This is a genomic window from Bacillus sp. AFS029533, from assembly GCF_002585125.1.
Taxonomy (GTDB): Bacteria; Bacillota; Bacilli; order Bacillales; family Bacillaceae_G; genus Gottfriedia; species Gottfriedia luciferensis_B.
In genome coordinates this window covers 141,142-153,510 of the sequence record NZ_NUQC01000001.1, presented here as the reverse complement: position 1 = coordinate 153,510, position 12,369 = coordinate 141,142, and the positions used below count along the sequence as shown (strand labels likewise).

The following is a 12,369-nucleotide window of genomic DNA, read 5'->3' as shown; positions in this document are numbered from 1 at the left end:
ATCTGAAATTTATAACAAAATAAAATTTTGATTTTGTACTTGATTCATGTAGAACTAAGGTGTATATTAATTGACATATCAATGGTTGACCCGTCAATTATTGATAGCTCAATGATTATTAACTGTTAATAAAATTTCATCATATTTTTTGGGAGGTAACGCGTGCCTAATACAAAAGAAACAAAAGTACTATCATTATTAAAAGAATTAAAAGTTCAAATTGAAATAACATTTGAAAAATGTATGGGGATTAGTCAATCACGATTAGAAATTTTGAATCAATTGTTTGAGTACGGTGAAATTAGTCAATCTCAGCTTCAAAAAACATTAAAGATTGATAGTGCTGCAATTACTAGACATTTAAAACAACTTGAGTTAAATGGAAAGATCACTAGAAGAAAATGTGAGACTGATAACAGAATAACGTTAGTTAGATTAACACAAATGGGACAAGATCAAATGTCTAGTTTATGGAAGGAAAAAGTAGAGTTTGTAGAGAACATGCTTATTGGCTTTTCCGAAAAAGAAATTGACTTAACGCTTGAATATTTAAACCGTATACAAATAAATATGAACCGAATTAATTCTGATCGAGAAACTAAATAATACGAAAAAAATTAGTAAAGAGGAGAATACAACAATGACTACGACAACATTAACTAATAATTTTAACGAAATTTTAAAAGGAAGACGCTCAATCCGCAAATATGATCCAAATGTTAAAATCCCAGTGGAGGAAATGCATGAAATAATAGAAACAGCTACTTTAGCTCCTTCTTCAGTAAACATGCAACCGTGGAGATTCTTAGTAATTGAAAGTGATGAAGCAAAAGCTACATTAGCTCCATTAGCACGATTTAATCAATCACAAGTTGAAACTTCTTCTGCGATGATTGCACTATTTGGGGACTTAAATAATTTTGACTATGCTGAAGAAATATATGGTCGTGCAGTTGAATTAGGTTATATGCCAGCAGACGTTAAAGAGAAGCAACTAGAAACACTTAGTGGTTTCTTTGCAAACAGTACTACAGAGCAAATGAAAGATACTGTTTTAATTGATGGTGGATTGGTAGCAATGCAATTTATGCTAACTGCTCGTGCTTATGGTTATGATACTTGTCCAATCGGTGGCTTCGAAAAAGACAAAATTGCAGAAGCATTCGGTATGGATAAAGACCGATATGTTCCTGTTATGTTGATATCAATAGGTAAAGCTGTTGATGCAGGATACAATTCTGTTCGTTTACCAGTTGAACGTGTAGCAGAGTGGAAATAAAAAATAATATAAAAAAACACAATGAAAAGAAGGTAAATATTATGATTATTATTCATGCGAAAATGACAATTGATTCAACAAAAGAAGCTAAATTTTTAGAGGAAATGACTTCACTATTAGAATTATCAAGAGCAGAAGAAGGTAATATTTCATACGATTTGACAAAACAAACGGATAGAGAAAATGAATTCATCATGCTCGAAATTTGGAAAGATGTAAATGCTGTTACTGCACATAATACAAGTGCTCATTTTACAGCGTTTGCTGAAAAAGCAAAAGATTACCTTACAGCGCCAATTCAAATAAATCTTTTTGAAGCAAATAAATTAAAGTAATTTAGCAAAAATGGAATAGTGTTATAAAATAAACAAGACGATAATGCAAGTTTGAACTGTTTAAAAATTATGAGCCTATAAAGAATTATGTTCATATTGTAAATTAAACCTATCTTAATCCTTGTGGTAAGATAGGTTTTTTCTTCTTAAAATTATAACCTTGTAAGAGTAAAATAGTAATGGACTTCAATTTTATGAAATCTTAAGTCATTACCTAATTGGATTTATTCATGTTGCTATTTGAAATCTTACATACATAGAATTATTATAGTCGATACTAAAATTATGGTGTAAATTACATCATAATTTTCGATGTGGGGGTAAACTTATATGAATATTCGTGAAGGTTTAATTCCAACAGTTTTAGGTTCTGCTGTAACAGCTACTGGTTATGCTTTAAAACAAAAACGAGGAACCAATAAAATGATTGCAAATACAGTTTTTGGTTTTGGACTAGCCCATATTGTATTAGGTGCAATTGACTTAGTTGAACATCGAAGTTAGATTGAAAGAAGAGAGTGTTAATTAGTAAACACTCTCTTTTTCAATCTTTTCTTTAACAGCATGTAAAACTGGCCTGATGTTTTAGTGTATTAAGGAAGAAAACTTTGCTAATCTGGCTTATCTTTCATAAGTTTGAACATTTACACGGCCCCTTAGGACAACCTTCTATCTCTTTTTAGTAATTTGTAGTTTTCGCTACTTCAGTATTATTAGGTTCAGAAACACGAGTTAAAAAGAATATACCAATAACAAATAGAATAATTAGACTAAATACGCCCATATTAGAATGACCTGTAAGTTGAGCTGTCAAGCCGACTATTAATGGTCCCATGATCGATGCAAATTTACCGAAAATATTATAGAAGCCAAAAAACTCATTTGATTTTTCTTTAGGTACAAGTTTTGCGTAGTATGAACGACTTAAAGCTTGGATTCCACCTTGAGATGTGGCAACAAGCATAGCTAAAATCCAAAAGTCTAAAGTGGAATTTAAAAAGTAAGCATATATACAAACAATCATATAAATAATGATTCCAACATAAAGCATGATTTTACCTGAAAACTTATCTGCAAGTTTTCCGTAAATAATTGCAAATGGAGCAGCGACAACCTGTGTGACAAACAAAATAATTAATAGATTGGTTGAACTGATTCCAAGGTCAGTTCCGTAAGCTGTTGACATTGTAATAATCGTTCCAACGCCATCAATATAAAAGAAATATGCAAGTAAAAATATAAATAAAGCACGATATTGTCGGATATTTTTAAAGGTCTTTCCTAGCCTCTTAAAGCTATTTAATACAGGATTTTGTTCTGGTTCAATAAAAAAATTTTGACGAACGTTTCGAAACAAAGGAATTGTAAAAATGCCCCACCAGACAGCGGTTATGAGAAAGGCAATTTGACTTGCGCGAGTTGTTGAAATTGAAACTAGCTCCTTTTGAGCTAATACGATTAAAGCTATACTAATGATAAATGGGATTGTGCTACCAATATATCCTAGACTAAAGCCTCGAGCGGATACCTTATTCATCCGTTCTTCTGACGTTACATCTACTAAAAAAGCGTCATAAAATACATTCGCACCAGCAAAGCCAACAGCTGTAATCGTATAACAAATCAAAAGTAAGAGCCAGTTATCATTAGGAATAAATGTAAGTAGTGCAGTAAAAGAAACACCGAGAGTAAAAAAGAAAGAAAATAGCTTCTTTTTAAATCCTTTATAGTCGGCAATTGTTCCAAGGATTGGACCTAACATAGCTAAGATGAATGTAGAAATTGCGATCGTATAACCTAAATAAGCAGTAGAATCAGAAGCACTTATTCCAGCTTTTGAAGCAGAAGCTTTATAAAAAAGAGGGAATACGGCAGTGCTAATAATAATAGAATAAGCTGAATTGGCCCAATCGTAGAAAATCCAACTATTTTCTTGCTTCGTAAAACTCTTCATGAGTTTTTTCCTCCCAATGATTAGTAACTGCTATAGATTAGATACTACTAATATTTTATTTATCCTCTACAGTTTTCAGTATATTATCTAAAAATTCCCTGTATAAGCAGTGGACAAGAGGAGAATCAGTAAGGTTTCGGGACACGTGGCTAAACAAAAGCACAAAAAAAGGTAAAAAAGTAGTAGATGTTAATACATTATTTCCCACTTCTATGTTATCTTAGTTATATAACAATTCTTGGAGGTTACGAGTAATGAAATCTACTTTAAATGATACTACAAATGACAAACTACCATATTCAAGGACTAATCCATTTCCAGCGGAGGTTCTCAAAAATATTAATTTAAATGGAACAGACTCAAACAAGGAAACAAGGCATATTGAATTATCATTGAAAGGGTCAGGATTTACTTATGTCCCAGGTGCTGCTCTTGGTGTGGTTCCTTCAAATGATCCGGAGCTAGTTGCTGCTCTTATAAATGAAATGAAATGGGATGAAGAAGCAATTGTAACTGTTGGTAAGCAAGGTGAAACACTATCTTTAAAAGAAGCGCTTACATCTTATTTTGAAATTACACTGTTAACGAAGAAAATATTACAACAGGCTGCTGTATTTACAGAAAACGAAGATTTGAAAAACCTTGTGTTGGTTGAAAATGCAACTCAACTAAAGGAATATTGCTATGGACGAGATCTACTTGATATGTTACGTGATTTTGGTCCATGGAGTGCATCAGCTCAAGAAATCGTTTCATTATTAAGAAAAATGACACCGCGACTATATTCAATCGCAAGCAGTATTGCTGCAAATCCAGATGAAGTTCATCTAACAATCGGTGCTGTACGCTACACTGCACATGGACGCGAACGAAAAGGCGTTTGTTCTGTTTTATGTTCAGAACGTATTAAAGAAGGAGATACTCTTCCAGTCTATGTTCAAGCAAATAAACACTTCTATTTGCCAGAGTCTGGGGACAAAGATATTATTATGGTTGGACCTGGAACGGGTATTGCACCATTCCGTTCGTTTATCCAGGAAAGAGCAGTCAATAAAGTCACTGGCCGTTCATGGTTATTTTTTGGAGACCAGCATGAAGCGTCAGATTTCCTTTATAAAAGCGAGTTAGAAAAATATCAACAAGATGGAGTATTGACAAAAATTGATACTGCATTCTCACGTGATACAGATCAAAAAGTTTATGTTCAACATAAAATGCTTGAAAATAGCAAAGAATTGTATGAGTGGATTGAAAAAGGAGCTTATTTCTACGTTTGTGGAGATAAAGAATATATGGCAAAAGACGTTAACGAAGCGCTTATTACGATTCTTGAAAAAGAAGGTTCAATGGATCGCGAGGCAGCTGAAGCACATCTTAAAGATATGCAGAAGCAAGGGCGTTATCAACGTGATGTGTATTAAGATTAAAAGGTATTAAATTAAATAGGTATTTTGTAAAAAGAAGTAACCCTTCGTTCCAGTTGGTACGAAGGGTTACTTTTTTTATTGTTTTTAAATTCTATTTTTTGTTCTGATGCTTAATTAGAATCACTTCTTATAAATCTTTGTTAATCCAATGTTTAGTCTATCAGTTTACTCGAATACTTGACGTAGCTCAATCTGTCCTTCTCCAAGACCATGTGGATCTGGCGCGCGCATCGCCCACTTGATGGCTTCCTCGCGAGATTTCACATCTATGAACCAGTATCCTGCAATCAACTCATTGACTTCAGCGAAAGGCCCTTCTGTAATGGTCGGTGGTTCTCCGGGAATAGGGTAAGTAATACGAATACCATTTGAGCTTGGATGGAGTCCACCGACAGACACCAGAACTCCAGCATTCTTCAATTCTTCATTATATTTCTTCATCTCAGCAAACATTTGATCCATCTGCTCCTTTGGCATTGTCCCTGCTTCAGAATCTTTTGATGCCTTGACAACCATCATAAATTTCATTAGTATTTCCTCCTCTGGGTTATGTAATATTCTTAATGTTATAGCTATCATCATTATATCTTGGTTCAAGCTTGTTACCAAATGGGGTATGCCTTCACTTCAAATTCACGTCATCTTCAACATAATCATAAAGTTCTTTATGTAAATTAGATGATTGCCTACAGAAGCTTTTTCCTTTTTAAATTATTTGACATCTTAGTTGAAAAAGTACTTCTTGTTGTTCAACTAGAGCAAACATTAGCTTAATAAGAGTTATTTATGTAATTGTGATATGTAAAAGGATTGAGATGCAACAAAAATTATAATGACCGATAAGACAAAGAAGGTAATTGACCAGCTTTTCTTTTTTAAAATATATTGCTCTATCCCCGATAAAAACATATATACAGCAAGTGTTATTCCTATAAGTCCGGAATAGAAAAAATTAGTGGGATATGATTTTAAAGAAAGAATAAATAATACTGTGATTGGAATTCCCAATAGCATTTGAGTAATTACGATAGGCTTTACCCTGTTCTTGAAAAAACGGTCGCTAAATGTCATAAGATGTAAGCCTCCTTTCTGTAATAAAAAAATGTGTTTATCTCTAGATCGTCAAACATGTTGTTCAATTAAAGCATGCTTTAGTTGAAGAATTATAAGAAGGTTTCAGAGAATTTTTCTTCTGATATTACTTTAAATCCATTTCTTGTAAGTAAAGCAGAAGTAACTCCCATCCCATCAATTTTTTTACCAATAAAATCGCCATTGTAAATCTTTGAACTGCCGCAGGATGGGCTATTCTCCTTAAGTACCACTACAGTCGCTTTCATTTCTTTAGCTTTTTCGAGTGTAATATATGCACCCCTTATGTAAAGTAGGGTAACATCTTTGCCTGATTTATCAACTACTTTAGCCTTTCCATCCAGTACATCTTCTCCGTTTCCACCTATTATTTCAGCAGGCTCTCTGGGGGTTGAAAATCCTCCTAGTAATTCTGGACATATTCTAATAGCTTTATTTTCTTCTACTAGTTTACTTATTTTATTATTTAAACAATGCGTGCCATTATATCTTACCTCTAAACCTGCTAAACAAGAACTTACCAAAATCATTTACAATTCCTCCTTGAGAATAAAAAACGGTTTATTAAATTCCTCTTTAACTACGCACTGTTGATTGGTTTGAACTAATGCATTGCGTTAGTTGAAGATTGTGGATGTTATTTTATTTCATTCTTTTTTTGTTTATTAAATTCCCTCCAACCCTTAATTGAATAACCACAACACAAAATAAAAAATAATAATCCCCCGAACCAAACTTTAAACACTTCAGGGATTCGGTCGACAAGAGGTATAGAAAAGTGAACATGTTTGTGTAAATAATTCCCAATAAAACGGACTAAAAAATAAAGTACAGAATAGATAACAACATTTATGATAAATTCTTTTATCTTAAATTTTCTTTCATTTAAAAATGAAAAAAGTAATGCTAGGACAATTACAGTAATAAAGATTTCCAATTGGATTCCTCCATAATGAAGTTGCTTATAAATTAAATTATATCAAAAGTAAATTAATTTTGATTTGGGGATTATCACTTTTTTTCACAAAAGATCCAATTAATCTTAAGCAACTAAATTGCCTTTAGTTGAATAAGACAATCAACAATTTACTATATCTGAGCCAAAATTAAAGTAAGATCTAGCGATTCCATTCCAAGTAAAAATTAAATGTTTTCCACAAATTTGATCAACTAATTCCATTTTTAAAATGCATATCTTTATTAATAATAGAATAAAAGTAAAATTGTAGAAATAAATAAATGTGCGAATTAGGTAGAACATTATTTACATTTTATAAGAAGACAATATTTTTATTTTAAATTAAAAAGGGGGGAGAGAATTTGAGTTATTTAGATTCATTATTAAATCGACAAGTATTTGTACTTCTATCTGGAGATATAGCTTTTGAAGGTATTTTAACTGATGCAGGACAAGATATACTTGTATTATATAATGGTCAAAAGTATTATTATATCCCTTGGATTCATGTTCATCGAGTACATTTATGTCAACTTATTAAAGATAAGATAGATGCTCCTAACGAGCCTTCAATTGCAAATGAAATTGAATTAATTTCCTACAGAAAAGTTTTAACGAATGCGAGAGGGATCTTCTCGGAAATATATGTTACGGGTAATTTGACGTTTCATGGCTATATAACTAGTGTTTTAAGTGATTACATCGTTTTTTATTCACCCGTTTTTAAAATGATGTATATCTCTTTATCCCATCTAAAGTGGCTCTCACCTTATCATCAAAATGTAACACCTTATTCAATTGATAATGCAAACTTTCCTATTAATCCATCAAACATATCTCCTGTGCGCTCATTTGAATCTCAATTAAAAAAAGAAGAAGGAAAACTAGTTGTTTTTGATGGTGGGAATGATCCAATGAAAATTGGTTTGCTCAATTCGATTGAAAATAGTGTAATTGAGTTATCGGTCGCAAATGGGGAAGTAGTTTATTTAAGATTAAACCATATTAAGTCTGTTCATTTGCCTTAAATGAATTCATGTCTTTTATGAAAGATTAAAGACAGATTTTGTTAATTAGGGGAGCTCTTATTCTAGAGCTTCCTTTTTTATCGGTTTCTTATAGTGAAAATTATTTAAATATAATTAATCTGAATGAAAGATCATTTCTAGTCTATCTAATTAGAAAAAATATAAATAGGAGCAGATCATTTAAAATGTAAGTTGAATACCTATTAAATATGATATTCATTGTGATTTTTCTAAAGAAACTATTGGACAATTGCCACTATAGTTATTTATCTTTAGGGGACATTTGTATTATATAGGTAAAACAACCATCTTCCATAAAATAATGAATTCATCTAAAACATCATTGTTATATTTGAATAATAATATAACAAATGGACAAGTTTCATTGGAAAATATTTTATAAGAAGGTGAGTTTTATGAATTTCGAAATTCTAATGAGTGCTTCTGTTTTTCTATTAACGATGGCGGTCATTTTTTGGAGACCAAAGGGAATAAATGAAGCATGGCCTGCTGCAATTGGAGCAGTGATCATTTTAATAACTGGGATTGTAACAAAAAGTAATTTAATCGATATTATTCACAAAATTGGTGAAGCTTCTATTACAATTATCGCAACGATTGTAATGGCGATTATTTTAGAAAGTTTTGGATTTTTCCATTGGTCTGCTGCTAGGCTTGCACGTTTAGCAAAAGGTTCGGGACGCAGATTATACTGGTATATCCAGCTTTTATGCTTTTTAATGACATTACTCTTTAATAATGATGGCAGTATTTTAATTACAACTCCGATTTTAATTCTCCTATTAAAAAATTTACGTTTAAAACCACATCAACAAATTCCATATCTTCTTAGTGGAGCGTTAATTGCCACAGCTTCAAGTGCACCGATCGGTGTAAGTAATATCGTAAACTTAATCGCATTAAAAATTGTTCATATGACTCTTTATATGCACACAGCTATGATGTTTGTCCCTGCAAGTACAGGATTACTTTTTATGTCATGGCTAATGTATATGGTTTTAAGAAATAAACTACCAAAACAATTACCAGTGTCTACTGATGATATTGAAGAGTCATTTTTTATGAAAAATTTTCATCCTTTAAAAGGGAAAATGTCAGTAGAAACAAAACAAAAAAGAACAAATTTTATGTTAAAGGTATTGGGATTCGTTTTCCTAATGCGCTGCTTATTATTCGTCGCTTCATTTCTTGGAATACCGATTCAATATGTAGCAGTATTAGGATCACTCGTCTTATTAGCTTGGAGATGGTATCACTTACGGACAAGCCCTGTTGATATCTTAAAAAAGACACCTTGGCATATTTTAGTCTTTGCATTTTCGATGTATGTGATTATTTACGGTCTCCATAATGCTGGTTTAACTGCAGCTTTAGTGAAATACTGTGAACCAATCGTAAATCAAGGCTTATTTCAAGCAAGTTTTATCATGGGGGGCTTAGTTTCAATTCTATCTAATCTGTTTAATAATCATCCAGCATTAATGGTTGGAACTATTACTCTGACAGAAATGGGACTAGATCCAATTACATTAAAGACGATTTATCTAGCTAATATTATCGGCAGTGACATTGGGTCGTTATTACTTCCAGTAGGTACTTTAGCATCCTTAATTTGGATGCACATCTTAAAACAAAATAAAATTAAGATTAAATGGAAGGATTATCTAAATGTATCATTAATTGTCATTCCATTAACAACAATCGTAACGCTGTTTCTACTATATTATTGGGTGCAATTAGTTTTCGCTTAATAAACAATTTGAATCTATTAGAAAGAGGAGATGCAAGTGAGTGATGTACAATCATTAGTTGGAGAAAAAATTTATGTACAATTATCAGGTGGTAGTTATTTTGAAGGAATACTAACAGATTATGGTAGAGACGTCCTTGTACTATACAACGGACAAAAATACTATTATATTCCATGGCTTCACGTTCATAGGGTTAGTCTTAGTAACAACTATAAAGACAAAATAGACAAGCCTACAAGACCTTCAATTGCTGAAGATATTGGAACGATCTCATATCGTAAAATATTATCAAATGCAAAAGGAATCTTTGCAGAGATTTATGTTACAGGTAATATCACATTTCATGGAAATATTATAAACGTATTAAGTGACTATATCGTGTTTTATTCACCAGTATTTAAAATGTTGTATATCCCTTTATCACATTTAAAGTGGCTAACACCATACAATTATAATGCCAATCCCTATAACTCTGAAATCAATCTATTACCTGAAAATGTAAATATGTCATTTTCACGCTTGTTTGATACACAATTAAAAAAAGAAGAAGGAAAATTTGTCGTATTTGATGGGGGACTTGATCCAATGAAAATTGGAGTACTCAAGAGCGTGGAAGATGGTGTCATTGAATTAAAAGTAGCAAGTGGAGAGGTCACTTTATTGAGGCTGAATCATATTAAATCGTATCACTTACCATAGCCGATCATGTTCTAATAAAGATTTCTTGAACTCAAGTTCACCTTAGGTAGCTTGAGCAATACATGTCGTATATTAATTAAATCGACCCTTGACGTTGTATGCGTTGAGGGTTTTTCTTTTATCGGACAAGATTCTTAATTATTAATATTCCAGCGAAAATGTTAGGTATATAAAGTTACAGATAAAAAATACTATTGCTTAATTCTTCATGTAGATCCAGGTAATCCAGAATCTACTAGAGGGAAGTCTGATCAAAAAGAAGTTCAAAAAATATTAAATTTTGAAATTAAAGAAATGAGAAATTTTCTCCTAAAAAAAAATGAAGTATATGTTCCGTTTGAATTAATAGATTCAAAGGAGAAGATGGAGCGTTTAAAAGTATTTATAAAGAATAAATATGAAATGTTTTTTAGATAGAAATCAAAATAATATGCTAATTGTTAAAGGATAATAATATGTGAAAAATGCGTTGCTTTAAAGCAACGCATTTTAATTTTTGTTACTGACTTCTTATGTAATAAAATCAGCCATTGCATTTATAACTTCTAAGTTTAAACAACTTTAGAGAATTGAAAAGGTGGAGGATTAGATTAATCAATTTTTTTATATAATTTTAACTTTTAAATAAGTAGATAGTAGACATGAATGCGCTCACATAGCATTAAACCCTTAATTTTTATGTGCAAAAAAAACACATATACTTCAGAATTTTAAATAAAAGATAAATTTATTCCCCTGAAAATTACTTCATAAAAACCAACGAACTTATTCACCAAAATTACATTTTATTAAAAAAACTACCTTTTTCTATAAGTAGGGTGTGAGCTGAATAATGATTGGGTCTAAGCCCCAAATAAGCTTCGAATGCTCTCCTTATCACAGCTATTTTTTAAAAATTTCGAATTGAAATTATTGACAATATATTAGGATGAATTTAACATAATTAAATGTTAACCTAAAAATATATTTGGTTAACATTTAAAAGCGTTATTATCAAAAAAAGATTAGGAGACTAGTTCTGTTGAGGAATGAAAACTTTTTTAGTGTAAGAATGAGAGCTTCCAAGGATGGGGCACATGAAAATGGTGGAAAGCATATTTCTGGTGGTGAACTTATTTCAACTTACGACAATTTGAAAAATGCGGTTAATTTTCTGCTAGAAAAAGCCTTAACCCATACAAGAGGGAACCCGGACTTTATGCAAATTCAGTTCGAATTAATTGAAGAAACAATAACCAAGTTGCTACCTTTGCATACAGCGACAAATGAGGTTGAATCAGTACAAGAAGGACAAATACTAGCCGTGTCTCTTTTAATGAAATCAGGTGTTCCAAAAAAGAGCATTGAAAGGGCATTCCAACTAATAGATGAATATCCAAATCTTAGAGGGGCAATTTTGGTCAATATATGGAATGGGGAGCGCATAGATGATCGTCATGAAAAGGGTGTACGGGTTTCTAGAATGGACTGGTTGACGACAAATTTTGAAAAATGGGCTAACTACTTCACAATCCCTCGAAGTCAAAGGATAAAAGAGGCACTTGTTCTTGCAACAAAAGTGAATAGTCATCCAGCGACTATTTCGGAGTTATGCTGGTCAGATGATCCTGAATATACAACAGGTTATGTAGCCAGTAAAAACTTAGGTTATCAGCGGATCACAAATCTAAAAGAATACGGTGATGAACACGGATGCCGAATCTTCTTCGTAGATGGAAGAAGCGATATAGATTCATACATAGATTACTTAGAAAAACTGCCAATCATTGTTCAATGGGAGGAAGAAAATGCAACATGAACTATTTGAGAAGCTTAATAATCATAT

Annotated in this window: 13 protein-coding genes; 9 read left to right on the top strand and 4 right to left on the bottom strand. The window is 31.9% G+C overall.

The features are described 5' to 3' along the window. Positions 1-162 precede the first annotated feature (162 nt). From COE53_RS00785 to COE53_RS00770, 4 genes are all read left to right on the top strand, one after another. Positions 163-606: a MarR family winged helix-turn-helix transcriptional regulator gene (locus COE53_RS00785; RefSeq protein ID WP_069032300.1), complete on the top strand. Its 444-nt coding sequence runs from the start codon at positions 163-165 to the stop codon at positions 604-606. A 34-nt stretch (positions 607-640) separates the two neighbouring features. Further along, positions 641-1,279 (top strand): nitroreductase family protein, encoded by a 639-nt coding sequence (locus COE53_RS00780; RefSeq protein ID WP_069032301.1) that lies wholly within the window; start codon positions 641-643, stop codon positions 1,277-1,279. Between the two features lie 41 nt (positions 1,280-1,320). Next, positions 1,321-1,614: a putative quinol monooxygenase gene (locus COE53_RS00775; RefSeq protein WP_069032302.1), complete on the top strand. Its 294-nt coding sequence runs from the start codon at positions 1,321-1,323 to the stop codon at positions 1,612-1,614. A 330-nt stretch (positions 1,615-1,944) separates the two neighbouring features. Beyond that, entirely contained in the window at positions 1,945-2,118 is a 174-nt protein-coding gene (locus COE53_RS00770) for a hypothetical protein (protein WP_025671792.1), read from the top strand. A 175-nt stretch (positions 2,119-2,293) separates the two neighbouring features. Here the strand turns inward: COE53_RS00770 and COE53_RS00765 are convergent, their stop codons facing one another. Further along, positions 2,294-3,568 (bottom strand): MFS transporter, encoded by a 1,275-nt coding sequence (locus COE53_RS00765; RefSeq protein WP_069032303.1) that lies wholly within the window; start codon positions 3,566-3,568, stop codon positions 2,294-2,296. Positions 3,569-3,822: 254 nt separating this feature from the next. On the opposite strand from COE53_RS00765, the gene COE53_RS00760 reads away from it, so the two are divergent. Then, positions 3,823-4,989 (top strand): sulfite reductase subunit alpha, encoded by a 1,167-nt coding sequence (locus COE53_RS00760; RefSeq protein ID WP_098947266.1) that lies wholly within the window; start codon positions 3,823-3,825, stop codon positions 4,987-4,989. Between the two features lie 171 nt (positions 4,990-5,160). Here COE53_RS00760 and COE53_RS00755 read toward each other — a convergent pair whose 3' ends face one another. The 3 genes from COE53_RS00755 to COE53_RS00740 all read right to left on the bottom strand — a co-directional run bounded on the left by COE53_RS00755 (position 5,161) and on the right by COE53_RS00740 (position 7,024). Continuing rightward, positions 5,161-5,523 (bottom strand): YciI family protein, encoded by a 363-nt coding sequence (locus COE53_RS00755; protein WP_091021625.1) that lies wholly within the window; start codon positions 5,521-5,523, stop codon positions 5,161-5,163. Between the two features lie 635 nt (positions 5,524-6,158). Continuing rightward, entirely contained in the window at positions 6,159-6,617 is a 459-nt protein-coding gene (locus COE53_RS00745) for a 2-thiouracil desulfurase family protein (RefSeq protein ID WP_069032307.1), read from the bottom strand. Positions 6,618-6,724: 107 nt separating this feature from the next. After that, positions 6,725-7,024, bottom strand: coding sequence for a hypothetical protein (locus COE53_RS00740; protein WP_069032308.1), 300 nt, complete (start codon positions 7,022-7,024; stop codon positions 6,725-6,727). A gap of 383 nt (positions 7,025-7,407) precedes the next feature. Here COE53_RS00740 and COE53_RS00735 point away from each other — a divergent pair, with 383 nt between their 5' ends. The 4 genes from COE53_RS00735 to bioW all read left to right on the top strand — a co-directional run bounded on the left by COE53_RS00735 (position 7,408) and on the right by bioW (position 12,342). Further along, a complete protein-coding gene (locus COE53_RS00735) occupies positions 7,408-8,073 on the top strand; it encodes a DUF2642 domain-containing protein (protein WP_098947263.1) in 666 nt (221 codons plus the stop codon). Positions 8,074-8,489: 416 nt separating this feature from the next. Continuing rightward, complete coding sequence (locus COE53_RS00730; RefSeq protein WP_069032310.1) at positions 8,490-9,845, top strand: arsenic transporter; 1,356 nt, start codon at positions 8,490-8,492, stop codon at positions 9,843-9,845. Between the two features lie 36 nt (positions 9,846-9,881). Next, positions 9,882-10,544 (top strand): hypothetical protein, encoded by a 663-nt coding sequence (locus COE53_RS00725; RefSeq protein ID WP_069032311.1) that lies wholly within the window; start codon positions 9,882-9,884, stop codon positions 10,542-10,544. A 1,021-nt stretch (positions 10,545-11,565) separates the two neighbouring features. Further along, positions 11,566-12,342 carry a 6-carboxyhexanoate--CoA ligase gene (gene bioW / locus COE53_RS00720; protein ID WP_069032312.1) on the top strand — a complete coding sequence of 259 codons (777 nt, stop codon included), beginning with the start codon at positions 11,566-11,568 and terminating at the stop codon, positions 12,340-12,342. Positions 12,343-12,369 lie beyond the last annotated feature (27 nt).